Origin of the sequence: Pseudomonas sp. 39004 (assembly GCF_028682155.1) — a bacterium.
Lineage (GTDB): Bacteria > Pseudomonadota > Gammaproteobacteria > Pseudomonadales > Pseudomonadaceae > Aquipseudomonas > Aquipseudomonas capeferrum.
On the sequence record NZ_JANIAG010000030.1, the window covers coordinates 1 to 26,272 of the forward strand.

The 26,272-nt window shown below is 64.3% G+C and carries 24 protein-coding genes; 17 read left to right on the plus strand and 7 right to left on the minus strand.

The window, feature by feature from the left end; translation table 11 throughout:
• Positions 1 to 144 precede the first annotated feature (144 nt).
• Positions 145 to 561 carry a response regulator gene (locus tag NP534_RS07745; RefSeq protein WP_274098343.1) on the plus strand — a complete coding sequence of 139 codons (417 nt, stop codon included), beginning with the start codon at positions 145 to 147 and terminating at the stop codon, positions 559 to 561.
• Between the two features lie 79 nt (positions 562 to 640).
• Positions 641 to 922, plus strand: coding sequence for a DUF3509 domain-containing protein (locus tag NP534_RS07750; RefSeq protein ID WP_033700949.1), 282 nt, complete (start codon positions 641 to 643; stop codon positions 920 to 922).
• A 160-nt stretch (positions 923 to 1,082) separates the two neighbouring features.
• Here the strand turns inward: NP534_RS07750 and NP534_RS07755 are convergent, their stop codons facing one another.
• Positions 1,083 to 1,958: a TIGR02285 family protein gene (locus NP534_RS07755; protein ID WP_274098344.1), complete on the minus strand. Its 876-nt coding sequence runs from the start codon at positions 1,956 to 1,958 to the stop codon at positions 1,083 to 1,085.
• 15 nt (positions 1,959 to 1,973) lie between these two features.
• Complete coding sequence (locus tag NP534_RS07760) at positions 1,974 to 3,173, minus strand: CaiB/BaiF CoA transferase family protein (protein ID WP_274098345.1); 1,200 nt, start codon at positions 3,171 to 3,173, stop codon at positions 1,974 to 1,976.
• A gap of 132 nt (positions 3,174 to 3,305) precedes the next feature.
• Here NP534_RS07760 and NP534_RS07765 point away from each other — a divergent pair, with 132 nt between their 5' ends.
• From NP534_RS07765 to NP534_RS07775, 3 genes are all read left to right on the plus strand, one after another.
• Positions 3,306 to 3,848, plus strand: a complete 543-nt coding sequence (locus NP534_RS07765; RefSeq protein WP_274098346.1) for a YaeQ family protein — start codon at positions 3,306 to 3,308, stop codon at positions 3,846 to 3,848.
• Between the two features lie 12 nt (positions 3,849 to 3,860).
• Positions 3,861 to 5,570: a single-stranded-DNA-specific exonuclease RecJ gene (gene recJ / locus NP534_RS07770; protein ID WP_274098347.1), complete on the plus strand. Its 1,710-nt coding sequence runs from the start codon at positions 3,861 to 3,863 to the stop codon at positions 5,568 to 5,570.
• A gap of 272 nt (positions 5,571 to 5,842) precedes the next feature.
• The gene (locus tag NP534_RS07775) at positions 5,843 to 6,949 is read left to right on the plus strand and encodes an NADH:flavin oxidoreductase/NADH oxidase (protein WP_274098348.1); all 1,107 of its coding nucleotides are present in this window, start codon (positions 5,843 to 5,845) and stop codon (positions 6,947 to 6,949) included.
• 122 nt (positions 6,950 to 7,071) lie between these two features.
• Here NP534_RS07775 and NP534_RS07780 read toward each other — a convergent pair whose 3' ends face one another.
• From NP534_RS07780 to ydcS, 5 genes are all read right to left on the minus strand, one after another.
• Positions 7,072 to 8,496, minus strand: a complete 1,425-nt coding sequence (locus tag NP534_RS07780) for a gamma-aminobutyraldehyde dehydrogenase (protein WP_274098349.1) — start codon at positions 8,494 to 8,496, stop codon at positions 7,072 to 7,074.
• Positions 8,497 to 8,513: 17 nt separating this feature from the next.
• Positions 8,514 to 9,320 (minus strand): ABC transporter permease, encoded by an 807-nt coding sequence (locus NP534_RS07785; RefSeq protein WP_274098350.1) that lies wholly within the window; start codon positions 9,318 to 9,320, stop codon positions 8,514 to 8,516.
• A complete protein-coding gene (locus NP534_RS07790) occupies positions 9,310 to 10,242 on the minus strand; it encodes an ABC transporter permease (protein WP_274098351.1) in 933 nt (310 codons plus the stop codon). Before NP534_RS07790 ends, NP534_RS07785 begins: the two co-directional genes overlap by 11 nt.
• Before the next feature lies 1 nt (position 10,243).
• Complete coding sequence (locus NP534_RS07795) at positions 10,244 to 11,284, minus strand: ABC transporter ATP-binding protein (protein WP_274098352.1); 1,041 nt, start codon at positions 11,282 to 11,284, stop codon at positions 10,244 to 10,246.
• An 87-nt stretch (positions 11,285 to 11,371) separates the two neighbouring features.
• Positions 11,372 to 12,523, minus strand: a complete 1,152-nt coding sequence (gene ydcS / locus NP534_RS07800) for a putative ABC transporter substrate-binding protein YdcS (protein ID WP_186654365.1) — start codon at positions 12,521 to 12,523, stop codon at positions 11,372 to 11,374.
• Between the two features lie 217 nt (positions 12,524 to 12,740).
• On the opposite strand from ydcS, the gene NP534_RS07805 reads away from it, so the two are divergent.
• From NP534_RS07805 to NP534_RS07860, 12 genes are all read left to right on the plus strand, one after another.
• Positions 12,741 to 13,439, plus strand: coding sequence for a tellurite resistance TerB family protein (locus tag NP534_RS07805; protein WP_274098353.1), 699 nt, complete (start codon positions 12,741 to 12,743; stop codon positions 13,437 to 13,439).
• Between the two features lie 128 nt (positions 13,440 to 13,567).
• Positions 13,568 to 15,190 carry a methyl-accepting chemotaxis protein gene (locus NP534_RS07810; RefSeq protein WP_274098354.1) on the plus strand — a complete coding sequence of 541 codons (1,623 nt, stop codon included), beginning with the start codon at positions 13,568 to 13,570 and terminating at the stop codon, positions 15,188 to 15,190.
• Between the two features lie 5 nt (positions 15,191 to 15,195).
• Positions 15,196 to 15,714, plus strand: a complete 519-nt coding sequence (locus NP534_RS07815; RefSeq protein WP_274098355.1) for a chemotaxis protein CheW — start codon at positions 15,196 to 15,198, stop codon at positions 15,712 to 15,714.
• Positions 15,711 to 16,991 (plus strand): CheR family methyltransferase, encoded by a 1,281-nt coding sequence (locus NP534_RS07820; protein ID WP_274098356.1) that lies wholly within the window; start codon positions 15,711 to 15,713, stop codon positions 16,989 to 16,991. The genes NP534_RS07815 and NP534_RS07820 overlap by 4 nt, the downstream gene beginning before the upstream one ends.
• On the plus strand, positions 16,988 to 17,653 hold the full coding sequence (locus NP534_RS07825) for a chemotaxis protein CheW (RefSeq protein WP_186662961.1): 666 nt from the start codon (positions 16,988 to 16,990) through the stop codon (positions 17,651 to 17,653). Before NP534_RS07820 ends, NP534_RS07825 begins: the two co-directional genes overlap by 4 nt.
• Positions 17,650 to 19,941, plus strand: a complete 2,292-nt coding sequence (locus NP534_RS07830) for a hybrid sensor histidine kinase/response regulator (RefSeq protein WP_274098357.1) — start codon at positions 17,650 to 17,652, stop codon at positions 19,939 to 19,941. Before NP534_RS07825 ends, NP534_RS07830 begins: the two co-directional genes overlap by 4 nt.
• Complete coding sequence (gene wspF / locus NP534_RS07835) at positions 19,938 to 20,951, plus strand: Wsp signal transduction system protein-glutamate methylesterase WspF (RefSeq protein ID WP_274098358.1); 1,014 nt, start codon at positions 19,938 to 19,940, stop codon at positions 20,949 to 20,951. The genes NP534_RS07830 and wspF overlap by 4 nt, the downstream gene beginning before the upstream one ends.
• 51 nt (positions 20,952 to 21,002) lie before the next feature.
• Entirely contained in the window at positions 21,003 to 22,007 is a 1,005-nt protein-coding gene (gene wspR, locus NP534_RS07840; RefSeq protein ID WP_274098359.1) for a Wsp signal transduction system regulator diguanylate cyclase WspR, read from the plus strand.
• 170 nt (positions 22,008 to 22,177) lie between these two features.
• Positions 22,178 to 23,273, plus strand: a protein-coding gene (gene prfB, locus NP534_RS07845; protein ID WP_274098360.1) for a peptide chain release factor 2 whose coding sequence is annotated in 2 segments (ribosomal slippage) — positions 22,178 to 22,249 and positions 22,251 to 23,273 — 1,095 coding nt in all. Because the reading frame shifts where the segments join, the coding sequence is not laid out codon by codon here.
• Between the two features lie 72 nt (positions 23,274 to 23,345).
• A complete protein-coding gene (gene lysS / locus NP534_RS07850; protein ID WP_274098361.1) occupies positions 23,346 to 24,848 on the plus strand; it encodes a lysine--tRNA ligase in 1,503 nt (500 codons plus the stop codon).
• A gap of 123 nt (positions 24,849 to 24,971) precedes the next feature.
• Complete coding sequence (locus NP534_RS07855; RefSeq protein ID WP_274098375.1) at positions 24,972 to 25,676, plus strand: TetR/AcrR family transcriptional regulator; 705 nt, start codon at positions 24,972 to 24,974, stop codon at positions 25,674 to 25,676.
• A gap of 30 nt (positions 25,677 to 25,706) precedes the next feature.
• Complete coding sequence (locus NP534_RS07860; RefSeq protein WP_274098362.1) at positions 25,707 to 26,255, plus strand: hypothetical protein; 549 nt, start codon at positions 25,707 to 25,709, stop codon at positions 26,253 to 26,255.
• The last annotated feature ends 17 nt before the right edge of the window (positions 26,256 to 26,272 follow it).

Here is a 26,272-nt window from a genome sequence, read left to right on the forward strand (position 1 = left end):
CTCTTCCGATCTGGCAAGCCGGCGATGGGTTGCGCAGCAGCTTCGCTCTGTCGCTGCTTCCTTGCGCTGTTTCAGACTTTTCCTATTTAAACCGCTCGACGTCTTGCCTAGATTTGCGGGTCCTTCCTTCTTCAGGAGCGGCTCATGTCCAGGCCTTACGTGCTGATTCACCAGGCACGCCCTTCCCACCAGATTCTTCTGCATCAGGCCTTCAACGCCCAAGGTATATTCGACGTGCGCATCATCGAGGACGCGGTCGACCTGCGCGCCTGCCTGTCCGCTGGCCGCTGCCCTGACTTGCTGATCCTCGACCACGCGATGCCCACAAAGGCAGGGCATGCCGTATTGAAACGGCTCGCTGGCATGCCTGCGTTGCGCGCCTTGATGTTCGTGGGTCAGGCAGCACCCGACCAGCACAATCTTGCCCTGGAGGCCAAACAACGGGGGCTTTGGGTCATTGCCGAGCTGCCCTGGCCGCTGTCCATGACGCACCTGCAGCGTGCGCTTCAGTGCCTGGGCAGGCGTACTCAAACTGTCACGTCTGCACCGCATGCTCACTGAAACAGCGCCAGCGTCTCGAACTTTACGCTGCGCTTGTTGGTCAGTTTCTCTATAGCCCACCACGCAGCGAGTGATCCGGATGGAAAGAATCTGCAGACTGCTCAACGAAGCCCTGACCCCATATCAAACCCACCTGGGCATCGCTGATGCCAATGGCAATCGTCAATTGACCGTATTTGACAGCCTTGCAGGCATCACCCTGCAGCGCACGGTAAGCCTGCGCCAATTGCAGGAGCAGCGCCTGCTGATTGACGTGGTGGATGGTCTGCACCGTGATCTGCAGATTGCCGAAGGGCGATTGCAGCCTTGTGTCATTGCTGCGTTGCAACAGCGCCAGCAACCTCAGGGAACCTTTGCCTGACCCGGCTTTCAGACACAGTAAGGGTAGCCAGCCAGCGCTTTGCTCCGGTGTTGGCAGGCTGTTCCGGGAAGTCTCCAAGGACTTTCGATTGGCCCCGGGCGTCCTCCCCAGCGTCCGGGGTTTCTTTTTTTGCGTGATTCACGCAGGCATGGGCAAACGCCTATTCGCTTTTGAAAAACTGCTTGCTCTGCTCCAGGTAGTCTTCCTGCAACTGCGGGTCCAGCCACCGTGCATACAGCCCCGGCAAGGTCTCCCGACGCAGCGTGGGCAGCAGTTGGTCGATGTGCGTAATGGCCTCGCGCCCCAGTGGCGAGTTCGAGCAACCTACATGCAGAAACTGGTAAGGATCCACGCCTTGCACAGGGTGGAATTGGTAGTCCGCCAGTGACCCGCCTTGCTGCTGGATCAGGTAACGCACCTCTGGCCAGTACCCCATCACCATGTGCAGGCGGCCCAGTCGCTGCATCTGCAGTTGGTTGGCGGTGGCATCGTTGCCGTAGTGGCGGCTGAGCGACGCGTCTGGCAGCTGACGCAGAACCTCATCGATCTGCGTGCCATAGCTGCGCTCGGCGACGATACCGAGCTTCAACGTGGTCTTGTTCAACAGCCCATGCAGATCGACTTCGTGGCCTGTGAGAAACGGCGCAAGCAGTGCCTCGTCTTCCTTGCGGACCACCAGCCCGCCGCTCATTACACCCAGTAACGGCATGGAAAAATGCACGTACCTGGCGCGTTCCGGCGTCCACAGCAGGGTCGGGTCGCAGGTGAAGCTGCTGGCGTCCTGAAGCATCTGGATACCCCGCGCGCGGTTGACCCGGACGATGCTGTGATCGTATTCGGGCATCTGCGCGATCAACTGCGGCAGCAGGCGATCAACCACCCCCTGGCCTTTCTCCGGGCCTTCGAAAATGGTGAACGGCGGCAGGTCTCGAACCAGCCACCAGATACGCTCCTTGGCCGCGGCGGGCAATATGGCCAGTGCGGGCAGTAGCCCGCACAGCAGGAGCAGGGGGCGCAACCAGCAGGCAACTCGCATCGGCGGCAGCAGAGGTCAGACCGCGCCTGCTTCGCGCAGGCCGGCGATGGCGGCTGCGTCGTAGCCCAGGGCAGCGAGCAGTGCTTCGGTGTGTTCGCCCAGCGCCGGCCCGACCCATTCGGTGGAACCGGGCGTTTCCGAAAGCTTGGGCACGATGCCTGGCATCTTGAAGGGTTTGCCGTCTGGCAGGCGTGCCTGCAGAAACATCTCCCGTGCCAGGTATTGCGGGTCATTGAACATGTCTTCGGCCGAATAGATGCGGCTAGCTGGCACTTCGGCGGTGGTGAGCACCTGCATCAGCTGGTCCAGGGGCTGGCTGTTGGCCCAGCGGTCGATTACCCCGTACAGCTCGTCCCGGCGCAGGTCGCGGCCATCGTTGGTGGCCAGCGTGGGGTCATCGGCCAGGTCGGCGCGGCCGATGGCCTGCATGAAGCGCTTGAAGATCGCATCGCCGTTGGCGCCGATCTGCACATGCTTGCCATCGGCACTGGTATGGATGGAGGAGGGGGTGATGCCCGGCATGATATTGCCGGTGCGCTCACGGATGAAACCAAAGACGTCGAATTCCGGGACCATGCTTTCCATCATGGCGAAGATCGCCTCGTACAGCGCCACGTCCACAACCTGGCCCTGGCCGCCGTTGACTTCCTGGTGACGCAAGGCCATCAACGCGCCGATCACTCCCCACAGGGCGGCAATCGAGTCACCGATGGAAATACCCGTGCGCACCGGCGGGCGGTCATCGAAGCCCGTGATGTAGCGCAGGCCGCCCATGGACTCGCCCACGGCACCAAAGCCTGGCTGGTCTTTCATCGGCCCGGTCTGGCCGAAACCGGACAGGCGCACCATGACCAGGCGCGGGTTGAGCGCGTGCAGCACGTCCCAGCCCAGGCCGAGTTTTTCCAGCACGCCGGGCCGGAAGTTTTCGATCAGGATGTCGGCGTCGGCCAACAGGCGTTTGAGGATCTCGAGGCCTTCCGGGTGCTTGAGGTTGAGGGTCAGCGACTGTTTGTTGCGCGCCTGCACGAACCACCACAGCGACGTGCCTTCGTACATCTTGCGCCATTTGCGCAGCGGATCGCCGCCATCGGGTGACTCGACCTTGATCACCTCGGCGCCGAACTCGGCACAGATGCGCGAAGCGAACGGGCCAGCGATGAGGGTCCCGAGTTCGATGACTTTCAGGCCGGCGAGGGGTTTGCTGGGCGTAGGCATGGGGCATCCGTGGCAACTGGGCAGAGCCGTGGTTTTATCATAGCTCCGAAGCCGCAGATACTGCCGCGGCGCAACGAAGGGCAGGATCGGTTAGACTGTGTCACTTTTCTTTGCGCAAGAAGCCCGTCGACCATGGCCCAGCCGTCCACCACCTACAAATTCGAACTGAATCTGACCGACCTCGATCGCAACGTGTACGAAAGCGTCAAGCAGACCATTGCTCGTCACCCGTCGGAAACCGAAGAGCGTATGGCGGTGCGTCTACTGGCTTATGCGCTCTGGTACAACGAGCAGCTGTCGTTTGGTCGCGGTCTGTCGGATGTCGATGAGCCGGCATTGTGGGAAAAGAGCCTGGACGATCGCGTTTTGCACTGGATCGAAGTCGGCCAGCCGGATGCCGACCGCCTGACCTGGTGTTCCCGCCGCACCGAGCGCACCAGCCTGCTGGCCTACGGTAGCCTGCGAGTGTGGGAAACCAAAGTGGTGCCTGCGGTCAAGAACCTGAAGAACCTGAACATTGCCGCTGTGCCGCAAGAGGTGCTGGAGACCCTGGCCACCGACATGCCGCGCAGCATCAAGTGGGACGTAATGATCAGCGAAGGCACAGTGTTCGTCACCGACGACCGTGGCCAGCACGAAGTGCAGCTGCAGTGGCTGCTTGGCGAGCGCGGCTGAGCCGAAGCCCCTATGCGCATCGAACCTCGCCCCCTGCCGTCGACCCTGCCATTTCTGGGTAACCTGCCACCCTTGTTGACCCGCCTGTATGCCGCCCGCGGCGTGCAGAGCGAGGCCGAGCTGGACAAGAGCCTGGCGCGGCTGTTGCCGTACCAGCAGCTCAAAGGCATCGAGGCGGGGGTGGACCTGTTGGTCGAAGCGCTCGACCAGCGCCAGCGCATCCTCATCGTCGGCGACTTCGATGCCGACGGCGCCACCGCCAGTACCGTGGGTGTGCTGGGCCTGCGCTTGCTGGGCGCGGCCCACGTCGACTACCTGGTGCCCAACCGCTTCGAATTTGGCTATGGCCTGACCCCGGAGATCGTCGAGGTGGCGCTGCAGCGCCAACCGCAATTGCTGATCACTGTCGACAACGGTATCTCCAGTGTCGACGGCGTGGCGGCAGCCAAGGCAGCGGGGCTCAAGGTGCTGGTCACCGATCACCACTTGCCGGGTGAGCAGTTGCCCGACGCCGATGCGATCATCAACCCGAACCAGCCGGGCTGCTACTTCCCGAGCAAGTCGTTGGCCGGGGTCGGGGTGATCTTCTATGTGCTCATGGCCTTGCGCGCACGCCTGCGCAGCCTGGGGCGCTACCAGAACCAAGCACAGCCGAATATCGGCGAGCTGCTCGACTTGGTGGCGCTGGGCAGTGTCGCCGACGTGGTGCCGCTGGACGCCAACAACCGCATTCTGGTGCACCAGGGCCTCGAGCGCATTCGTGCCGGCCGCGCACGGCCGGGGCTCAAGGCGATTCTGGAAGTGGCCCGCCGTGACCACCGGCGCATCACCTCGACCGACCTGGGGTTCATCCTTGGCCCGCGTTTGAACGCGGCCGGGCGCCTGGACGACATGAGCCTGGGCATCGAGTGCCTGCTGTGCGAAGACGCGGCCTTGGCCCAGGACATGGCCCAGCAGCTGGACGACCTCAACCAGGACCGCAAGTCCATCGAGCAGGGCATGCAGCGTGAGGCGCTGGCCCAGTTGAAGGATTTGCCGGTCGAGTCCATGCCGTATGGCTTGTGCCTGTTCGATGCCGACTGGCACCAGGGCGTGATCGGTATTCTCGCTTCGCGCCTGAAGGAGCGCTATCACCGGCCAACCATTGCCTTTGCCGATGCTGGCGACGGCATGCTCAAGGGTTCGGCGCGCTCGGTACCCGGTTTTCATATTCGCGATGCGCTGGATGCGGTGGCGGCGCGTCATCCGCAGCTGATCAGCAAGTTCGGCGGCCATGCCATGGCGGCGGGGTTGTCGCTGCCTGAGGGCAACTTCCCGGCCTTTGCCGAGGCATTCGACGAAGAAGTGCGGCGCCAGCTGTGCGAAGAGGACCTGACTGGCCGATTGCTGTCCGATGGCAGCCTGGCGGTGGAGGAGTTCCACCTCGACCTGGCCAAGGCTTTGCGCCATGCCGGGCCCTGGGGGCAGCACTTCCCGGAGCCGCTGTTCCATGGTGTGTTCCAGCTGGTCGAGCAGCGTGTGGTGGGTGAGCGGCACCTGAAGGTGGTGCTCAAGAGCGAGTGCGGTTCGGTGCGGCTGGATGGCATTGCCTTCGGCGTCGACCGCGAGGTGTGGCCGAACCCGACGGTGCGCTGGGTGGAGCTGGCCTACAAGCTGGATGTGAACGAGTTTCGTGGCAATGAAAGTGTGCAGCTGATGATTGCCCACATGGAGCCGCGTTGACGGCAAGGTGCTTGCCTTGATTTTTGTGGGGTAACGGAAATCGAGCGCCGCCCGCGCAGCGCTCGATCTCATAGGCGCTGCAAACCTGTCGCTCTGCACATTGCCGCCCCACATACCCTCCAAAGCCATGCCTCATTCACCTCACCCCAAATCCCATGGAACCTCCCCCCCACCCAATCTGGTCTAGTCTGAACATAGACCGGACCCGGGCCACGGACGTGTAATTGAGTGCCCGGGCCGGATCACCATTGGAGTCCTTGGGAGGTGCCCTCATGAGCTTGCTGCTCGAGCCTTACACCCTGCGTCAGCTGACGCTGCCCAACCGCATCGCGGTCTCGCCGATGTGCCAGTATTCCGCCATCGATGGCCTGGCCAACGACTGGCACCTTGTCCATCTGGGCAGCCGCGCCGTCGGTGGCGCCGGCCTGATCATTGCCGAAGCCACAGCGGTAACCCCTGACGGGCGTATCACCGCCGAAGACCTCGGCCTGTGGAATGACGAGCAGATAGCCCCACTGCAGCGCATCACCCGTTTCATCACCGCCCAGGGCGCCGTGCCAGGCCTGCAACTGGCCCACGCCGGGCGCAAGGCCAGCACCCATCGGCCCTGGTTGGGCAAGCATGGCAGCGTGAAGGTCGAAGAGGGCGGCTGGCAGCCGGTCGGGCCGTCAAAGATCGCCTTCGACCCTGAACATGCGGTGCCTCACGAGCTGTCGACAGGGGAGATCGCCGGCATCGTGCAGGCGTTCGCCGACGCCGCCCGGCGCGCTCTGACAGCGGGGTTCAAGGTGGTCGAGGTGCATGCGGCGCATGGTTACCTGCTGCATCAGTTTCTCTCGCCGCTGAGCAACCAACGGCGTGACGACTATGGCAGTTGCTTTGAAAACCGTATCCGCCTGACCCTCGAAGTCACCCAGGCGGTGAGGGATGTCTGGCCTGCCGAGCTGCCCGTGTTCGTGCGGGTATCGGCGACCGACTGGGTCGAAGACGGCTGGAACCCTGACGAAACCGTAGAGCTGGCCCGTCGTCTGCGGGCGCTGGGTGTGGACCTGATCGATGTCTCGTCCGGGGGCACGTCGGTCAACGCCGAGATCCCCACGGGCCCTGGCTACCAGACCCGCTTTGCCGAGCGCGTGCGCAAGGAGTCCGAGATTGCCACTGGCACGGTGGGCATGATCACCGAACCGGCGCAGGCCGAGCACATCCTGCGCACCGGGCAGGCCGATGTCATCTTCCTGGCGCGCGAATTGTTGCGTGACCCGTATTGGCCGCTGCATGCCGATGATGACCTGGGGGGCAACAAGGCCACCTGGCCGGCGCAGTATCAACGGGCTACCAGCCGGGCCAACCCTATCCATGAGTCGGATTTGCGGGACTGATAATGACCCCCGTGGGAGCGGGCTTGCCCCGCGAACACGGGCGAAGCCCGTGCCATCCTTCGCGGTGCCTGCTTCGCGGGGCACGCCCGCTCCCACAGGTTCCTGCTAACGCCGCGGTGGTCTCAATGCTTGATCATCACATGCCGCACGCAGGTGTAGTCCTCCAGCCCATACACCGACATATCCTTCCCATACCCCGAATGCTTCTGTCCGCCATGGGGCATTTCGCTGACCAGCATGAAATGGGTATTCACCCACGTGCAGCCATACTGCAGCCGCGCCGCCAGGCGATGAGCGCGGCCGGTGTCGCGGGTCCACACTGATGATGCCAGGCCATAGTTGGAGTCATTGGCCCATTCCAGCGCCTGGGCCTCGTCGGTAAAGCGGGTGACCGACACCACAGGCCCAAACACTTCGTTGCGCACGATCTCGTCATCCTGCAGGGCATCGGCCAGTACGGTCGGCTCGAAAAAGAAGCCGTCGCCGGCAATCGCCTTGCCGCCGGTCACCAGGCGGATATGCGGCTGGGCAATGGCACGCTGCACCAGCCCGGCAACCTTGTCGCGGTGTTGCGCGCTGATCAGTGGCCCCAGCTCGGTGTCCTCGGCATCCTGCAAACCGGGCTTGAGGCTTGCGACGGCGTCACCCAGGCGCTGCACGAACTGCTCGTAGATACCGTCCTGCACATACAGGCGGCAGGCGGCGGTGCAGTCCTGGCCGGCGTTGTAGAAGCCGAACGTGCGGATACCGTCGATGGCGGCGTCGATGTCGGCATCGTCGAACACCAGCACCGGCGCTTTGCCGCCCAGCTCCATGTGCATGCGCTTCACGCTGTCGGCCGTGGCGCTGATGATGTGCGCGCCGGTAGGGATCGAGCCGGTGAGTGACACCATGCGCACTTTCGGGTGGGTAACCAGTGGCGTGCCGACTGTCTGGCCGCGGCCGAAGAGAATGTTGAGCACGCCGGGCGGCAGCAGGTCCTGGGCCAGTTCGCCCAGGCGCAGGGCGGTCAGCGGCGTCAGTTCGGACGGTTTGATCACCACCGTGTTACCGGCGGCCAGTGCCGGTGCGACCTTCCAGGCCAGCATCATCAGCGGGTAGTTCCACGGCGCGATCGAGGCGACCACGCCCAGCGGGTCGCGGCGGACCATCGATGTGTGCCCCGGCAGGTACTCGCCGGCCGCCGAGCCGCCCAGGCAGCGCGCTGCGCCGGCAAAAAAACGGAAGACATCGGCGATCGCCGGTATTTCGTCATTCAGTGCCGCGCTGAAAGGCTTGCCGCAATTCTGCGATTCGAGCCGGGCCAGTTCTTCGCCATGCTGCTCGATGGTGTCGGCGATCGCCAGCAGGGCCAGGGAACGGTCTTTGGGGCTGGCCTGCGACCAGCTGTCGAAGGCCAGGTCGGCGGCACGCACGGCGCTGTCGACCTGGGCCTCGGTGGCCTCGTTGATCTGCGCCAGGGCGCTGCCCTGGGCGGGGTTGAGCACGGTCCAGGCCGGCCCGTCGCCAGCTACCAGGCGACCGTTGATCAGCATGTGCGTTTGCATGAGGGACTCCTCCAGGGTCATTTGCCGCTGCCCGCCACGCTTTCGCCGCCGCGGGTCAGGTAATAGGCGCCAAGGATCGGCAGCATGGTCACCAGCATCACCAGCATGGCGACCACGTTGGTTACCGGCACGTCGCGTGGGCGGCTGAGCTGGTTGAGCAACCAGATCGGCAGCGTGCGTTCGTGCCCGGCGGTGAAGGTGGTAACGATGATTTCGTCGAACGACAACGCGAAGGCCAGCATGCCGCCTGCCAGCAGCGCCGAGCCGAGGTTGGGCAGGATGATGTAGCGGAAGGTCTGCCAGCCATCTGCGCCAAGGTCCATCGAGGCCTCGATAAAGCTTTGCGAGGTCCGCCGCAGGCGGGCGATGACGTTGTTGTAGACGATCACCACACAGAAGGTGGCGTGGCCGACCACGATGGTGAACAGGCCAGGCTCGATGCCCAGACGCTTGAACGCCGAGAGCAGGGCGATACCGGTGATGATGCCAGGCAGAGCAATCGGCAGGATCAGCATCAGCGAAATACCTTCCTTGCCAAAAAAACTGCGCCGGTACAGCGCCGCCGAGGCCAGGGTGCCGAGTACCAGGGCGATCAACGTGGCCAGGCAGGCGACGTGCAGCGACAGCTTGATGGCTTCGAGCACGTCGGGGCGGGCGAAGGCCACGGTGAACCACTTCAGAGTGAACCCCTTGGGTGGGAAGCTGAACGCTGCGTCTTCGGTGTTGAAGGCGTAGAGGACGATGATCAGGATCGGGAAGTGCAGGAACAGCAACCCGCCCCAGGCCGCCAGGCGCAGACCCGTTGATGCATGTTCAGAGTGCATCGAATGCCCCCAGGCGCTTGACGATGGAGAGGTACAGCGCAATCAGCACGATGGGCACCAGGGTGAACGCGGCGGCCATTGGCATGTTGCCGATCGCCCCTTGCTGGGCGTAAACCATGCTGCCGATGAAGTAGCCGGGCGGGCCGACCAGCTGCGGCACGATGAAATCGCCCAGGGTCAGCGAGAAGGTGAAGATCGAGCCTGCGGCAATACCGGGGGTCGACAGCGGCAGGGTCACCTGCCAGAAGGTTTGCCCGGGCCTTGCCCCCAGGTCTGCCGAGGCCTGCAGCAACGACGGCGGCAGGCGCTCCAGCGAGGCCTGGATCGGCAGGATCATGAACGGCAGCCAGATGTACACGAACACCATGAAACGCCCCAGGTGTGATGTCGACAGGGTGCTGCCGCCAATGCCTGGCACCGTCAACAGCGCCTGCAGCAGGCCATCCAGGTGCAGTAGCTGGACGAACCACTGGGCCACGCCGCCCTTGGCCAGCAGCAGGGTCCAGGCATAGGTCTTGACGATGTAGCTGGCCCACATCGGCATCATCACCGCGATGTAGAAAAAGGCCTTGGTCTTGCCGCTGGTGTAGCGCGCCATGTAATAGGCAATGGGGAAGGCCAGTACCGCGCTGGCCAGCGACACCGCCACGGCCATGCCCAGGGTGCGCAGGATGATGTCGAAGTTCGACGGGTTGAACAGCGCAGCGAAGTTGCCCAGGGTCAGGTCCGGGGTCACCGCCATGGTGAAGTCGTCGAAGGTATAGAAACCTTGCCACAGCAGGTTCAGCAACGAGCCCAGGTAGATCGCCCCGAACCAGGTCAACGGCGGGATCAGCAGCAGCGCCAGGTAGAGGTTGGGCCGCCGGTAAAGCAGGTTGGCAAAGCGGCGCAACGGGCCTGGGCTGGCAGTGGGCGCGTTCATTTCAGCGGCCCTCGTCGAGTACGGTTTCCAGCAGTGCCGTCATCGCTTCACGGGGCCAGTGCGCTTGCACCCGCTGGCCGGCCTGCCAAGTTTGCGCGTGGGCCTGCCAGCGGTCGTTGGCCTGGCTCACCGTCAGCAGCTGGCCGCTGTCCAGTTGCAGTTCGAAGCGGGTGGCGCTGCCCTGGTACTGCACATCGTGCAGCAGGCCGCTGACCTGCACCTCATGGCTGTCGGCGGCATGTTCGCCCAGGCGGATATGCTCGGGGCGGATGGAAAACGGCGCGGAGCTGCCGTTGAGCTGCTCGGCCAGCTCGCCACGCACCACATTCGAGGTGCCGACGAATTCGGCGACGAAGGTAGTAGCCGGCTGCATGTACAGGTTGCGCGGGGTGTCGACCTGTTCGATGCGGCCGCGGTTGAACACCGCCACGCGGTCGGACATCGACAGGGCTTCGGTCTGGTCGTGGGTGACGAAGATGAAGGTGATGCCCAGCTGGCGCTGCAGCTTTTTCAGTTCGCCCTGCATCTGTTCGCGCAGCTTCAAGTCCAGCGCCCCCAGCGGCTCGTCGAGCAGCAGCACCCGTGGGCGGTTGACCAGGGCGCGGGCGAGGGCGACGCGCTGGCGCTGGCCGCCGGACAGCTGCGCCGGTTTGCGCGCACCGTAACCGGCCAGCGCCACCATCGCCAGGGCCTCGTCGGCGCGGGCATGTCGTTCGGCCTTGGCCACGCCTTTGACCTTGAGGCCATAGGCGATGTTGTCGCGCACGTTCATGTGCGGGAACAGCGCATAGTCCTGGAACACGGTATTGACGTCGCGTTGGTAGGGCGGCACCCCGGCGGCTTCGACGCCATGGATGCGGATCGAACCGTTGTCAGGTTGCTCGAAGCCTGCGATCAGGCGCAGGCAGGTGGTCTTGCCCGACCCGGAGGGGCCGAGCATGGAGAAGAACTCGCCATCCATGATGTCGATGCTGACCTGGTCGACGGCCTTGACCTCGCCGAAGGTGCGGGAAACCTGGGTGAACTGGACTGCTAGGGGCATGGCCGGTACTCAGTTGTTGCTGTGTTGCCTGTACCGGCGGTTTCGCGGGGCTGCAGCGCGAATAGGCCGGTACAGGCTCAATCGACCTCAGCGCCCGCCCATGATCGCGATGTAGTCCTGCGTCCAGCGGCTATAAGGCACGAACTTGCCGCCCTGCGCCTGCGGCGTCTTCCAGAAGGCGATCTTGTCGAAGTTGTCGAAACCATTGGTCTTGCAGCCTTCGGCGCCCAGCAGTTCGCTGCCGGTGCAGGCCGCCGGCACCGCTGGCAATGAGCCGAACCAGGCGGCCACATCACCCTGCACCTTCGGTTGCAATGACCAGTCCATCCACTTGTAGGCACAGTTGGGGTGTTTGGCCTCGCTGTGCAACATGGTGGTGTCGGCCCAGCCCGTGGCGCCCTCCTTGGGTATGGTAGAGGCCACCGGCTGGTTCTCTGCTTTCAGGCCGTTGACCATGTAGCCCCAGGAGCTGGAGGCCGCCACGCCTTCGTTCTTCACATCGCTCATCTGCACCGTGGCGTCATGCCAGTAGCGGTGGATCAACGGCTGTTGCTGGCGCAACAGTTCGAGCACGGCTTTGTACTGGGTCTCGTTCAGTTCGTAGGGGTCCTGGATACCCAGTTCCGGCTTGGCCGACTTCAGGTACAGCGCCGCATCGGCGATGTAGATCGGCCCGTCGTAGGCTTGCACGCGGCCTTTGTTCGGCTTGCCATCGGGCAGGTCCTGCGGCTCGAAGACCACGCCCCAGCTGGTCGGCGCCTGCTTGAACACCTGCGTGCTGTACAGCAGCACATTTGGCCCCCACTGGTACGGGGTGCCGTAGGCCTGCTTGTCGACCACGTACCAGCCGCCGTTCTGCAGGCGCGGGTCGATGTTCTTCCAGTTGGGGATCAGCGCGGTGTTGATCGGTTGCACTCGCTTGCCGGCGATCAGCCGCAGCGACGCATCGCCCGAGGCCGTGACCAGGTCGTAGCCGCCCTTGGTCATCAGGCTGACCATTTCATCGGAGGTGGCGGCCGTCTTGACGCTGACCTTGCAGCCGGTTTCCTTTTCAAAGCCGGTGACCCAATCGTAGGCCTTGTCGCTTTCACCGCGCTCGATGTAGCCGGGCCAGGCGACGATATCCAGGCGCCCCTCGCCGGCCCCCAGGGCCTTGAGCGGTTCGGCGGCCTGCAGGCTGGCGCTGGCCAGCAACGCGCCGGTCAGGGCGCCGAGCAATGCGGTGTTGTGCGCTGACATGGTGTTCCCTCTTATTGGAGATCTTGGTCGGGGCAGTCATCAAGCAAGCCGTGAAACGCTTGTTATAAGCGTAGTGCGATTGTGCGAGGTATTGGCGATATCGAGTCTAGTTGGCTTTTTGCTGGCCAATGCAACATCCGGAAGCAAATCCCCCCGTGGCGATCGCTCGGGCAAGGCTTAATCTGGCTGTCCTTTTGCAACGTCTGGAGGCACTTCAATGAACACCCGCGGACTGCTCGATCAACTGCTCAAGTCTGGCCAGCAACTGCTCGACAGCCAGGCCGGCAAAGCGGGCTCAGGCAAGCCAGGCGCGGGCGCCGGCGGCCTCGGCAGCCTGTTGTCCGGTGTCGGCGGCGGCGCGTTGGGGGCAGGGGCGCTGGGCCTGTTGCTGGGTAACAAGAAGGCCCGCAAATACGGCGGCAAGGCCCTGACGTACGGTGGCCTCGCTGCACTCGGGGTGTTGGCCTACAAGGCCTATGGCAACTGGCAGGCGCGCCAGCAGGGGGCAGGGCAAGCGCCCGAGCCGCAGACCCTCGACCGCCTGCCGCCGGCCCAGGCCGAGCAGCACAGCCAGGCGGTGCTGCGGGCGCTGGTGGCAGCGGCCAAGTCCGATGGCCATATCGACGAGCGCGAGCGGGCCTTGATCGAAGGCGAATTCACCCGCCTGGACACGGACGGTGAACTGCAGCAATGGCTGCACGCCGAGCTGAACAAACCGCTGGACCCGGCCGAGGTGGCGCGTGCCGCGCAAACGCCGGAAATGGCCGCCGAGATGTACCTGGCCAGTGTGATGATGGTCGACCAGGAGCATTTCATGGAACGTGCCTACCTGGACGAACTGGCCCGCCAGTTGCGCCTGGACCCAGCCTTGCGCCAGGAACTGGAGCACCAGGTACGGCTTGGCGCAGGCCAATAGCACACGGCTTGGCTTGTCCATCAGGCAAGGATGCCTGAATACCCCGCATTTCAGCCGCAAAAGCGTAGGATGCCTGGGCTATACTTCGGCGATTTTCCCCGCTCGTTGTGAATTCCTGAGGGCTGAATGTGAAGAACTGGACGTTGCGCCAACGGATCCTGGCAAGTTTCGCCGTGATCATCGCCATCATGCTGCTGATGATCGTCGCCGCCTACTCGCGGTTGGTGGCGATCGAAAGTGCCGAGCAGGCAGTGGGCACAGACAGCATTCCCGGGGTCTACTACAGCTCGATGATCCGCAGTGCCTGGGTCGACAGCTACGTCACCAGCCAGCAACTGGTGGGTTTGTCCAACCATCGCGAAATCACGTCGGCGGACTTGGAGCTGTTCAAGAGCTTCGAGGATCGCCTCAAGCAACATATGGCCAGCTACCAGGAGACCATTCAGGACCGCGCCGACCAGACGCGCTTCGATAGCTTCGTGCAGTTGGAAGAAAACTACATCAAGATCGTCGGCCAGGTGCTGGACACCTACCGCCAGCGCAATTATGTCGAAGCCGAACGGCTGATCAACGAGGTGCTCACCCCGGCCTGGGTCGATGGCCGCAAGCACCTGAACGATGTGATCGAGAACAACCGGGCCTCGGCCGAAGCTGCCACCCACGACATCGTCAGCGCCGTGAGCACGGCCAAGGGCAGCATGATGATTTCGCTGCTGCTGGCAATTGTTGCCGCCGGCATCTGCGGGTTGCTGCTGATGCGCGCCATCAGTGCGCCCATGCAGCGTATCGTTCACGCCCTCGACCGGTTGCGCTCGGGTGACCTGAGCATGCGCCTGAGCCTGGACCGCAAGGACGAGTTCGGCGCCATCGAAAGCGGTTTCAACGAAATGGCCGAGGCGCTGGCCAACCTGGTGTCCCAGGCCCAGCGTTCATCGGTGCAGGTGACCACCTCGGTGACCGAGATCGCCGCCACCTCCAAGCAGCAGCAGGCCACCGCGACCGAGACCGCCGCGACCACCACTGAAATCGGCGCCACCTCGCGGGAAATCGCCGCCACCTCGCGTGACCTGGTACGCACCATGACCGAGGTCACCTCTGCCGCCGATCAGGCTTCGAGCCTGGCCGGCTCCGGCCAGCAAGGCCTGGCGCGCATGGAAGAGACCATGCACCAGGTGATGGGCGCCGCGGAACTGGTCAATGCCAAGCTCGGCATCCTCAATGAGAAGGCCAGCAATATCACCCAGATGGTAGTGACCATCGTCAAGGTGGCCGACCAGACCAACCTGTTGTCGCTCAATGCCGCCATCGAGGCTGAAAAAGCCGGCGAGTATGGTCGTGGTTTCGCCGTGGTGGCCACCGAAGTGCGCCGCCTGGCCGACCAGACTGCCGTGGCCACCTACGACATCGAGCAGATGGTGCGCGAGATCCAGTCGGCTGTCTCGGCAGGGGTGATGGGCATGGACAAGTTTTCCGAAGAAGTGCGCCGCGGCATGTTCGAGGTCCAGCAGGTGGGCGAGCAGCTCAGCCAGATCATCCATCAGGTGCAGGCCCTGGCGCCGCGTGTGTTGATGGTCAACGAAGGCATGCAGGCCCAGGCCACCGGTGCCGAGCAGATCAACCAGGCACTGGCCCAGCTCAGCGATGCCAGTACCCAGACGGTCGAGTCGCTGCGCCAGGCCAGTTTTGCCATTGACGAGCTCAGCCAGGTGGCGGCAGGCCTGCGCGGCGGCGTGTCGCGTTTCAAAGTCTGACGGCGATGAACGACTTGCAACCCCACGCCGCGCCGGCGGGCGACGCCAAGGGCACGTTGTACCTGCTGTTTCGCATCGCTGATCAGCGCTTTGCCCTGGACGTGCACGAGGTGGTCGAGGTGCTGCCGCGTCGGCCGCTGAAGCCGATCGCCCAGGCGCCGGCGTGGGTCGCGGGTATTCTCGCGCACCGCGGCGCGCTGGTGCCGGTGGTCGACCTGTCGGCGCTGAGCTTTGGCCAGGCCGCAGCGCAACGTACCAGCACGCGTCTGGTGCTGGTGCGTTACCGGGGCAACCTGCAACTCGGGCTGATCCTTGAGCAGGCGACCGAAACCTTGCGCTGCCGCCGCGAAGACTTCCAGCCGTATGGCCTGGACAATGCCGACGCCCCCTACCTGGGCCCGGTGCGCCAGGACCACCTGGGCCTGTTGCAACTGATCGAAGTCGATGACCTGCTGACGGACGCCGTGCGCGAGCTGGTGTTTGCCGATCACAGCGGTGCACCAGGGCAAGGAGTGCCGACATGACTGAACAGCGTTTCTTCCGCTACCTGCGCGAGCGTATCGGCCTGGATGTGGAGTCGGTGGGGGCGTCCATGGTCGAGCGCGCCTTGCGCCAGCGCTGCGTTGCCGTGAACGCGGCAGACCTGGACGATTACTGGCTGCGCCTGCAGCAATCGGCGGACGAGCAACAGGCCTTGATCGAGGCAGTCATCGTCCCCGAGACCTGGTTCTTCCGTTACCCCGAATCGTTCACGGCCCTGGTCGGGCTTGCCCATAAACGCCTGGCCCAACTGGCCGGCGCACGCCCGGTGCGGCTGCTCAGCCTGCCGTGCTCGACCGGCGAAGAACCCTATTCACTGGCCATGGCGCTGCTGGATGGCGGCATGAGCCCTGGCTCGTTCATGATCGATGGCATCGACATCAGCCCCATTTCGGTGGCCAAGGGCGAACAGGCGGTCTACGGGCGCAATGCCTTTCGCGGCAGCGACCTGGGTTTTCGCGAGCGCTTTTTCGATGCGCTCGATGACGGCCACCGCTTGCAGGGCCGGGTGCGCCAGCAGGTCAGCCTGCAGGTAGGCAATGTGCTGGATCCGGCACTGGCCAGCCGCGATGGCCTGTACGATTTCGTGTTCTGCCGCAACCTGTTGATCTATTTCGACGTGCCCACCCAGCAGCGCGTGTTCGAGGTGCTCAAGCGCCTGACTCACACGCAGGGCGTGCTGTTCATCGGGCCTGCCGAAGGCAGCTTGCTGGCGCGGCTGGGGATGCGCCCGTTGGGCATTGCGCAGTCATTCGCCTACGTGCGCCAGGAGGGCGACAGCGCGCCGGTCGCCGTGCCACCCGCGCCACCCGTCAGGCGCACGCTGCCGCCTTTGGCCATGCCCGTGTACCCGCCCCCGCCCCCGCCCCCGTCACTGACGCGGCCGTTGCGGCCCCTTGTGGCCACTGCCAAGGCGTCGCTGGCGCACGACAGCAAGGGCGAGAGCGAGGCCGAATTGCTGGCCAGCATTGCCCAGCATGCCAACGCCGGTGCCAGTGCGCAGGCGCGCGCCGCTTGCCAGCGTTACTTGAGCCAGTTCGCGCCGACCGCGCAGGTTTACTACTGGCTGGGGTTGCTCAGCGATACCGAAGGCGATGCCGGCCAGGCGCTTACCCATTATCGCAAGGCTCTGTACCTCGAACCGCAGCACCCCGAGGCCCTGGTACACCTGGCGGCGTTGCTCGCGGCCCAGGGCGACCTGGCCGGTGCGCAGCGTTTGCAGGCGCGTGCCGCACGGGTCGGTCGGGAGTCTGAACGATGAGGGGTGAATCCGCGATGCAACTGCTTGCCCAGGCCGACGAGCGCATCGACGACTGCTGGAACCGCATCGGCGTGCACGGTGACAAACAGTGCCCGCTGCTGGAGCAGCACATCCATTGCCGCAACTGCGACGTCTATGCCGCTGCCGCCACGCGCCTGCTCGACCGTTACGCTCTGCTGCAGGATGACCAGGCCGTTGCGGCGCAAGCCGCCGAGCAATCAGTCGGCCACTCCCTGCTGTTGTTCAGGCTCGGCGAAGAATGGCTGGCCCTGGCGACCGCCTGCCTGGCAGAGATCGCCCCCTTGCAGGCAGTGCATTCGCTACCGCACCAGCGTTCGCGGGTATTACAAGGCGTCGCCAACGTGCGTGGCGCGTTGGTGCCATGCCTTTCGCTGGCTGACCTGCTGGGGGTGCAACCGACTGCCGGGCAACAGCGCAGCGGCCGCGAGATGCCGCGCATGCTGATTCTGGCCGCCGAAGGTGGGCCGGTGGTGATGGCAGTCGAAGAGATCGACGGCATTCATCGGCTTGACCCGGCGTTGCTGGACAGCGGCCAGGACACCACGCGCTTCACCGCAGCGGTGCTGCAGTGGCGTGGCCGCAGCGTGCGCGTGCTGGACGATCAACAATTACTGTCTGCCGTGCAGCGGAGCCTGTCATGACCCCAGAGCAAATGCGCGACGCATCGTTGCTCGAGCTGTTCAGCCTGGAAGCCGAGGCGCAGACCCAGGTACTCAGCGCCGGCCTGATGGCCCTGGAGCGCAATCCCACCCAGGCCGACCAGCTGGAAGCCTGCATGCGCGCGGCCCACTCCCTGAAGGGGGCCGCGCGCATTGTCGGGGTAGACGCTGGCGTCAGCGTTGCCCATGTAATGGAAGACTGCCTGGTGGCTGCCCAGGAAGGCCGCTTGCGGCTGAGCGCCGAGCATATTGATGCGTTGCTGCAGGGCACCGACCTGTTGATGCGCATCGCCACGCCAGGCGACACCGCCGCGCAAGCGACGCTGCCGGTGTTCCTCGCGCAGATGGCCAGCCTGCTGGACCCAGGCGCCGCGCCGGTGCCAATGCCAACGGCATTGCCGGCAGCGCCTGTACAATCCACGCCCGTCGAGCCCTTGCCGCTGGCACCCGAGGCCATGGAGGTGGAATTCGAGCTTGAACCCGTGCCACGGCGCAAGGCTGGCAAACGCGCTGGCGAAGGCGCAGAGCGGGTGCTGCGGGTCACCGCCGACCGCCTCAACAGCTTGCTCGACCTGTCCAGCAAGTCGCTGGTGGAAACCCAGCGGCTCAAGCCTTACCTGGCCACCTTGCAGCGCCTCAAGCGCATGCATGGCCAAGGCATGCAGGCCCTCGATGGTTTGCGCATGCAACTGGAAGACAGTGGCCAGAGCAGCGAAGTGCTCGAAGCCCTGGCCCAGACCCAGCGCCTGTTGGCCGAAACCCAGCAGATTTTGCAGCAGCAGGCCGCCGACCTTGACGAATTCGGCTGGCAGGCCAGCCAGCGCGCGCAGTTGCTCTATGACACGGCCCTGGCCTGCCGGATGCGGCCTTTCGCTGACGTACTGGCCGGGCAGAGCCGCATGGTCCGTGACCTTGGGCGCTCCCTGGGCAAGCCGGTGCGCCTGGTCATCGAAGGCGAAAAGACCCAGGTCGACCGCGATGTGCTGGAAAAACTCGAAGCACCGCTGACCCACCTGCTGCGCAATGCGGTCGACCACGGCATCGAACTGCCCGAGCGGCGCCTGCTGGCAGGCAAGGCGCAGGAGGGCGTGATTCGCCTGCGCGCCTCGCACCAGGCCGGCATGCTCAGCCTTGAGCTGATCGACGATGGCGCCGGTATCGACCTGGAGCGCCTGCGCAGCGCGATCGTCGAGCGTGCCATGTCGCCGGCCGACACGGTGGCCCGGATGAGCGAGGCGGAGCTGATGACGTTCCTGTTCCTGCCCGGTTTCAGCCTGCGCGACACCGTGACCGAGGTGTCTGGGCGCGGGGTTGGCCTGGATGCCGTGCAGCACATGATCCGCGAGCTGCGCGGCTCGATCGAGTTGACGCAATCGGCGGGGCAGGGCTGCCGCTTCCACCTGCAGGTGCCGCTGACCCTCTCGGTGGTGCGCAGCCTGGTGGTGGAAGTGGGCGGCGAAGCGTATGCCTTCCCGCTTGCGCATATCGAACGCACCCTGGAGGTGACCGCCGAACAGATCGTGCAGATCGAAGGGCGCCAGCACTTCTGGCACGAAGGGCGGCACATCGGCCTGGTGGCGGCAAGCCAGTTGCTCAACCGCCCGGCAGGGCAGGACGATGAGCGCAGCCTGCGGGTGGTGGTTATTCGCGAACGCGAGCAACTCTATGGGGTTGCCGTGGAGCGCTTGATCGGTGAGCGGGTGCTGGTGGTGATGCCCCTCGATCCGCGCTTGGGTAAGGTCCAGGATATCTCGTCCGGCGCCTTGCTCGACGACGGCTCGGTGGTGTTGATCATCGACGTCGAAGACCTGCTGCGCTCGGTAGAAAAACTGCTCAGTACCGGCAGCCTGGAGCGCATCGAGCGGGGCAGCAGTGGCGCCCGGGGTGCAGTGCGCAAACGCATCCTGGTGGTCGATGACTCGCTCACCGTGCGCGAGCTGCAGCGCAAGCTGCTGGGCAACCGCGGTTACGACGTGGCGGTGGCGGTAGATGGCATGGACGGCTGGAACGCCTTGCGCGGCGACGACTTCGACTTGTTGATCACCGATATCGACATGCCGCGCATGGATGGCATCGAGCTGGTCACCCTGGTGCGCCGCGACCAGCGCTTGCAATCGCTGCCGGTGATGGTGGTGTCGTACAAGGACCGTGAGGAAGACCGACGGCGTGGCCTGGACGCTGGCGCCGACTACTATTTGGCAAAGGCCAGTTTCCACGACGATGCGTTGCTGGATGCTGTGGTGGAGCTGATCGGAGGTGCTCAGGGATGAAGGTCGCCATCGTCAATGACATGCCCATGGCGGTCGAGGCGTTACGCCGGGCGCTGGCCTTCGAGCCTGCGCACCAGGTGATCTGGGTGGCGGGCAACGGCGCCGAGGCGGTGCAGCGCTGCGCCGAGCAGTTGCCCGACCTGATCCTCATGGACCTGATCATGCCGGTGATGGACGGGGTGGAGGCGACGCGGCGGATCATGGCCGAAACCCCCTGCGCCATCGTGATCGTCACGGTCGACCGCAAACAGAACGTGCACCGGGTATTCGAGGCCATGGGCCATGGCGCCTTGGATGTGGTCGATACCCCGGCCTTGGGGGCGGGCGATGCCCGTGAGGCGGCGGCGCCGTTGCTGCGCAAGATCCTCAATATCAGTTGGCTGATCGGCCAGCAGCGCGCGCCGGCCGCGCGCCCGGTTGCCACGCCCTTGCGCGAAGCGTCACAGCGGCGCGGGCTGGTGGCCATCGGCTCGTCGGCGGGCGGCCCGGCTGCCCTGGAGGTGCTGCTCAAGGGCTTGCCCCCTGCATTTCCGGCGGCCATCGTGCTGGTCCAGCATGTCGACCAGGTGTTTGCCGCCGGCATGGCCGAATGGCTCAGCAGCGCGGCAGGCCTGCCGGTGCGCCTGGCCTGCGAGGGCGAGCCGCCGCAACCGGGGCAGGTGTTGCTGGCGGGCACCAACCACCATATCCGCCTGCTGAAAAACGGCCAGCTGGCCTACACTGCCGAACCCGTCAACGAAATCTACCGGCCCTCGATCGATGTGTTCTTCGAGAGCGTGGCGCGCTACTGGAGCGGCGATGCTGTAGGTGTGCTGCTCACGGGCATGGGCCGCGATGGTGCCCAAGGCCTGAAACTGATGCGCCAGCAAGGTTTCCTGACCATCGCCCAGGACCAGGCCAGCAGTGCCGTGTACGGCATGCCCAAGGCCGCCGCAGCGATCGACGCGGCGGTGGAAATCCGCCCGCTGGAGCGAATAGCCGGGCGCTTGATGGAATTCTTTGCAAAATGACGATATGTATTGAATCACGCCGCCTGGCCGGCAGTGATCAGGTGAATAGGGATGAATGATCTACCGATCGAAGGTTTCGCGACCGCCAATGAAAACTCGGCGATGGTCCTGTTGGTCGACGATCAGGCGATGATCGGCGAAGCGGTGCGTCGTGGCCTGGCCCACGAAGACAACATCGACTTCCACTTCTGCGCCGACCCGCACCAGGCCGTGGCGCAGGCCATGCGCATCAAGCCGACGGTCATCCTGCAGGACCTGATCATGCCGGGCCTGGATGGGCTGACCCTGGTGCGCGAGTACCGCAACAACCCCGCCACCCAGGATATCCCGATCATCGTGCTGTCGACCAAGGAAGACCCGCTGGTCAAGAGCGCGGCGTTTGCTGCGGGGGCCAACGACTACCTGGTCAAGTTGCCGGACAACATCGAGCTGGTGGCGCGTATTCGCTACCACTCGCGCTCCTACCTGACCTTGCTCCAGCGTGACGAAGCCTACCGCGCCCTGCGCGTGAGCCAGCAACAGTTGCTCGATTCCAACCTGATGCTGCAGCGGCTGATGAATTCCGATGGCCTGACCGGGCTTTCCAACCGGCGCCATTTCGACGAGTACCTGGAGCTGGAGTGGCGCCGGGCCATGCGCGAGCAGCAGCAGCTGTCGTTGCTGATGATCGACGTCGACTACTTCAAGGCCTACAACGATAATTTCGGCCACCTGGCGGGTGACGAGGCGTTGCGCCAGGTGGCCGAAGCGATTCGCGGCTCGTGTTCGCGGCCGACTGACCTGCCGGCGCGCTATGGGGGCGAGGAGTTTGCCCTGGTGCTGCCCAATACGTCCCCGGGTGGCGCGCGGCTGATTGCCGAGAAATTGCGCCAGACCGTGGTGGGGTTAGGTATTGCCCATACGGCGCCGGCGGCTGATGCGCGGTTGACCGTGAGCATTGGCCTGGCGACGCAGACGCCGGCGGTTGGCGGGCATTGCCGGCAGCTGATTTCGGCGGCGGACAAGGGCTTGTACCAGGCCAAGAACAGCGGGCGTAATCAGGTGGGGATTGCCTGAGGGCGAGATCGAGCGCCGCTCGCGCGGCGCTCGATCTCTCTGGCGCCGAAAGCCTATGGCCCAACACATCGTAAATCCCCCAAACCTACCGCCCGGCGGGTCTGCCGCCCCGCGTCTGACTCAGTTATACTCGCAGGCTTTTCACCGAATTCGCACGAGAGCCTCCCCCCATGGAAATCCAACCGATCCTGAACACCATCAAGGACCTCACCGAGCGTTCCCAGTCCATTCGGGGGTATCTTTGACTACGATCACAAGCATGACCGCCTGATCGAAGTCAACCGCGAGCTGGAAGACCCCAGCGTCTGGAACAAGCCCGAGTACGCCCAGGAACTGGGCCGTGAGCTTGCGTCGCTGAAAACCATCGTCGGCACACTGGATGAACTCGCCGGTGGCCTGAACGATTGCCGCGACCTGCTGGACATGGCCGTCGAAGAGAACGACGAAGGCACCGTCGACGACGTGGTCGCCGAACTGCAGCGCCTGGAAGACTCCCTCGCCAAACTGGAATTCCGCCGCATGTTCAGCGGCGAGATGGACATGAACAACGCCTACCTGGACATCCAGGCCGGTTCCGGCGGCACCGAAGCCCAGGACTGGGCCAACATCCTGTTGCGCATGTACCTGCGCTGGGCGGACAAGCGCGGCTTCGATGCCACCATCATGGAACTGTCCGAAGGTGAAGTCGCCGGTATCAAGGGCGCAACCGTGCACATCAAAGGCGAATACGCCTTCGGCTGGCTGCGTACCGAAATCGGCGTGCACCGCCTGGTGCGCAAGAGCCCGTTCGACTCCGGCGCCCGTCGCCACACCTCGTTCTCGGCCGTGTTCGTATCGCCCGAGATCGACGACAAGGTCGAGATCGAGATCAACCCGTCCGACCTGCGCATCGACACCTACCGCTCCTCCGGCGCCGGTGGCCAGCACGTCAACACCACCGACTCGGCGGTACGTATCACCCACGTGCCGACCAACACCGTGGTCAGCTGCCAGAACGAACGCTCCCAGCACGCCAACAAAGACACCGCCATGAAAATGCTGCGGGCCAAGTTGTACGAGCTGGAAATGCAGAAGCGCAGCGCCGCTTCCCAAGCCCTGGAAGACAGCAAGTCGGACATTGGTTGGGGCCACCAGATCCGCTCGTACGTGCTCGACGCGTCGCGGATCAAGGACCTGCGCACCAACGTTGAGCGCAGCGACTGCAACAAGGTGCTCGACGGCGACATCGACGAATACCTCGAAGCCAGCCTGAAACAGGGCCTGTAAGCTTCACTCCTGCTGAGAAGACCCTCGCCTGCGGGCGAGGGCAATGAATTCCCTGATGGAAGATGTGACCACATGAGCGACCTCAATAGCGCACCGCAAGACCTGCAACAGGAAGAAAACGCCCTGATCGCCCTGCGCAAGGAAAAACTTGCCGCAGAGCGCGCCAAGGGCAATGCCTTCCCCAATGACTTCCGTCGCGACAGCTACTGCAACGACCTGCAGAAGCAGTACGCCGACAAGACCAAGGAAGAACTGGAAGCTGCAGCGATTCCGGTCAAGGTTGCCGGGCGCATCATGCTCAACCGTGGCTCGTTCATGGTCATCCAGGACATGACCGGCCGTATTCAGGTCTACGTCAACCGCAAGACCCTGCCAGAAGAAACCCTGGCCGCCGTCAAGACCTGGGACCTGGGCGACATCATCAGCGCCGAAGGCACCCTGGCCCGTTCCGGCAAGGGCGACCTGTACGTCGAAATGACCAACGTGCGCCTGCTGACCAAGTCGCTGCGCCCGCTGCCCGACAAGCACCACGGCCTGACCGACACCGAACAGCGCTACCGTCAGCGTTACGTCGACCTGATGGTCAACGAAGAAACCCGCCACACCTTCCGCGTTCGCTCGCAGGTGATCTCGCACATCCGCAAGTTCCTGATCGAGCGCGACTTCCTCGAAGTCGAAACGCCGATGCTGCAGACCATCCCCGGCGGCGCCGCGGCCAAGCCGTTCGAAACCCACCACAACGCCCTGGACATGGCCATGTTCCTGCGCATCGCACCGGAGCTGTACCTCAAGCGCCTGGTGGTGGGTGGTTTCGAGAAGGTCTTCGAGATCAACCGCAACTTCCGTAACGAAGGCGTTTCGACCCGGCATAACCCCGAGTTCACCATGCTCGAGTTCTACCAGGCCTATGCCGACTACAACGACAACATGGACCTCACCGAGGAACTGTTCCGCGAGCTGGCACAGCTGGTGCTGGGCAGCACCGACGTCCCGTACGGCGACAAGGTGTTCCACTTTGGCGAGCCGTTCGTGCGCCTGTCGGTATTCGACTCGATCCTCAAGTACAACCCCGAGCTGACCGCCGCCGACCTGCAGGACGTCGACAAGGCCCGTGACATCGCCAAGAAAGCCGGTGCCAAGGTGCTCGGCCATGAAGGCCTGGGCAAGTTGCAGGTGATGATTTTCGAAGAGCTGGTCGAGCACAAGCTGGAGCAGCCGCACTTCATCACCGAATACCCGTTCGAAGTCTCGCCGCTGGCCCGTCGCAACGACCAGAACCCGGCCGTGACCGACCGCTTCGAGCTGTTCATCGGTGGCCGCGAGATCGCCAACGCCTACTCCGAGCTCAACGATGCCGAAGACCAGGCCGAGCGCTTCCTGGCCCAGGTGGCCGAGAAGGATGCCGGTGACGACGAAGCCATGCACTACGATGCCGACTTCGTCCGTGCCCTGGAGTACGGCATGCCGCCGACCGCCGGTGAAGGTATCGGCATCGACCGCCTGGTGATGCTGCTGACCAACTCGCCGTCGATTCGCGATGTGATCCTGTTCCCACATATGCGTCCGCAGGCCTGAGTGATCTGAGAAAGCCGCCTCTAGGGGCGGCTTTTTCGTGCCTGAAGCTTTATGTTACCTGTAGCCGCAAAAGCGCCGGCGCAGCCAGCACACCGTCCGTGAGGTAACCCCGTGTCCCCCGTAATCGCCCCGCAAGGCGCCGCCGGCATCGCCACCGCCGTCGCCGAAAGCGTGCAATACCAAGGCCGCAAGACTGCCCGCCAAGGCAGCGAGCAGCGCCGCCAACTGATCCTCGACGCCGCCATGCGCATCGTCGTGCGCGATGGTGTACGTGGTGTGCGCCACCGCGCGGTGGCCGCCGAGGCGGGTGTGCCATTGTCGGCCACCACCTATTACTTCAAGGACATCGAGGACCTGCTCACCGATACCTTCGCCCAGTACGTCGAGCGCAGCGCCGCCTACATGGCCAAGCTCTGGGCCAACACCGAGGTAGTGCTGCGCCAGATGCTGGCCCAGGGCGATGGCAGCTCGCAGGCGAGGGCGCGGCTGGCCGACGAAGTGGCGCGCATGACCGCTGACTATGTGTCCCGCCAGTTGCTCAATCGCCGCGACTTCCTCATGGCCGAGCAGGCGTTCCGCCAGGAGGCGCTGCTGTGCCCACGCCTGGCCGAACTGGTGTGCGCCCACGAGCAGATCCTTCTGCACGGTACCCGACAGTTGCTGCAGGTGGTCGGGTCGCGGCAACCGGAACAGGACGCCCAGATGTTGACGGCGATTATCGAGCAGATGGAATATCAGGGCCTGCTCAAGGATGCGAACGCGCAAGCCGATGGGCAGATGCTCGCTATGCTTACCCGTTACCTGCACCTGGTGTTGGCATCGGCCTGAGCACAGACCTGAATTTTCAAGGAGAACCTGATGAAAGCCTGGCGTGTGGTGTTGTTGACTCTGTCATTCCTGCTGCTGGGCGGTTGTCTGGTGACCTTTCACGAGCCGTTGCCGAGCAACCAGGCCGCGCCCAAGGCTCTGCTCGGCAAATGGAGCAGCAAGGACGCCTGGGGCGAGCCGCTGAAACTTGCGATCAGCCGCAGTGGCGGCGATGCCTACAAGGCCGTGGCCACGGCCAAGGGCAAGGCCCCCGAAGAGTATGTGTTCACCGTGTCGCGCCACGGCAATCGCTGGTACCTCTCGGCCGGCGTGCCCAAGCGCCTGGGCGGTAATTTCCTGATTGGCGGTTTCGAAGTCATCGATGGCAAGGAACTGGTGGTGTACAACCTCGATGTCGAGCAGGTGCAGCAGGCTGTCGAGAAGAAAGAACTGACCGGGCGCAGCACCGAGGTGCCGGAAGACAATGGTGAGGGCGTGCTGATCGACAGCCCATCGGCGCGGGTGCTGGCCTATCTGGACGACCCGGCCAACTCCGACCTGTTCGTCGAGGTGGCGCGCTTCCAGCGCAGCGGCAAGTAGTTGCCTGTACTGCCCTC

What these genes read in the sequence shown, in the direction of transcription:
- NP534_RS07765 (WP_274098346.1), top strand. Translation starts at nt 3,306, where the DNA reads ATGGCCCAGCCGTCCACCACCTACAAATTCGAACTGAATCTGACCGAC.
- NP534_RS07805 (WP_274098353.1), top strand. Translation starts at nt 12,741, where the DNA reads ATGAACACCCGCGGACTGCTCGATCAACTGCTCAAGTCTGGCCAGCAA.
- NP534_RS07745 (WP_274098343.1), top strand. Translation starts at nt 145, where the DNA reads ATGTCCAGGCCTTACGTGCTGATTCACCAGGCACGCCCTTCCCACCAG.
- NP534_RS07825 (WP_186662961.1), top strand. Translation starts at nt 16,988, where the DNA reads ATGAGGGGTGAATCCGCGATGCAACTGCTTGCCCAGGCCGACGAGCGC.
- NP534_RS07795 (WP_274098352.1), bottom strand. Translation starts at nt 11,284, where the DNA reads ATGCCCCTAGCAGTCCAGTTCACCCAGGTTTCCCGCACCTTCGGCGAG.
- NP534_RS07780 (WP_274098349.1), bottom strand. Translation starts at nt 8,496, where the DNA reads ATGCAAACGCACATGCTGATCAACGGTCGCCTGGTAGCTGGCGACGGG.
- NP534_RS07860 (WP_274098362.1), top strand. Translation starts at nt 25,707, where the DNA reads ATGAAAGCCTGGCGTGTGGTGTTGTTGACTCTGTCATTCCTGCTGCTG.
- wspR (WP_274098359.1), top strand. Translation starts at nt 21,003, where the DNA reads ATGAATGATCTACCGATCGAAGGTTTCGCGACCGCCAATGAAAACTCG.
- NP534_RS07830 (WP_274098357.1), top strand. Translation starts at nt 17,650, where the DNA reads ATGACCCCAGAGCAAATGCGCGACGCATCGTTGCTCGAGCTGTTCAGC.
- NP534_RS07790 (WP_274098351.1), bottom strand. Translation starts at nt 10,242, where the DNA reads ATGAACGCGCCCACTGCCAGCCCAGGCCCGTTGCGCCGCTTTGCCAAC.
- lysS (WP_274098361.1), top strand. Translation starts at nt 23,346, where the DNA reads ATGAGCGACCTCAATAGCGCACCGCAAGACCTGCAACAGGAAGAAAAC.
- NP534_RS07815 (WP_274098355.1), top strand. Translation starts at nt 15,196, where the DNA reads ATGAACGACTTGCAACCCCACGCCGCGCCGGCGGGCGACGCCAAGGGC.
- NP534_RS07820 (WP_274098356.1), top strand. Translation starts at nt 15,711, where the DNA reads ATGACTGAACAGCGTTTCTTCCGCTACCTGCGCGAGCGTATCGGCCTG.
- ydcS (WP_186654365.1), bottom strand. Translation starts at nt 12,523, where the DNA reads ATGTCAGCGCACAACACCGCATTGCTCGGCGCCCTGACCGGCGCGTTG.
- wspF (WP_274098358.1), top strand. Translation starts at nt 19,938, where the DNA reads ATGAAGGTCGCCATCGTCAATGACATGCCCATGGCGGTCGAGGCGTTA.
- NP534_RS07775 (WP_274098348.1), top strand. Translation starts at nt 5,843, where the DNA reads ATGAGCTTGCTGCTCGAGCCTTACACCCTGCGTCAGCTGACGCTGCCC.
- NP534_RS07760 (WP_274098345.1), bottom strand. Translation starts at nt 3,173, where the DNA reads ATGCCTACGCCCAGCAAACCCCTCGCCGGCCTGAAAGTCATCGAACTC.
- NP534_RS07750 (WP_033700949.1), top strand. Translation starts at nt 641, where the DNA reads ATGGAAAGAATCTGCAGACTGCTCAACGAAGCCCTGACCCCATATCAA.
- NP534_RS07785 (WP_274098350.1), bottom strand. Translation starts at nt 9,320, where the DNA reads ATGCACTCTGAACATGCATCAACGGGTCTGCGCCTGGCGGCCTGGGGC.
- NP534_RS07755 (WP_274098344.1), bottom strand. Translation starts at nt 1,958, where the DNA reads ATGCGAGTTGCCTGCTGGTTGCGCCCCCTGCTCCTGCTGTGCGGGCTA.
- recJ (WP_274098347.1), top strand. Translation starts at nt 3,861, where the DNA reads ATGCGCATCGAACCTCGCCCCCTGCCGTCGACCCTGCCATTTCTGGGT.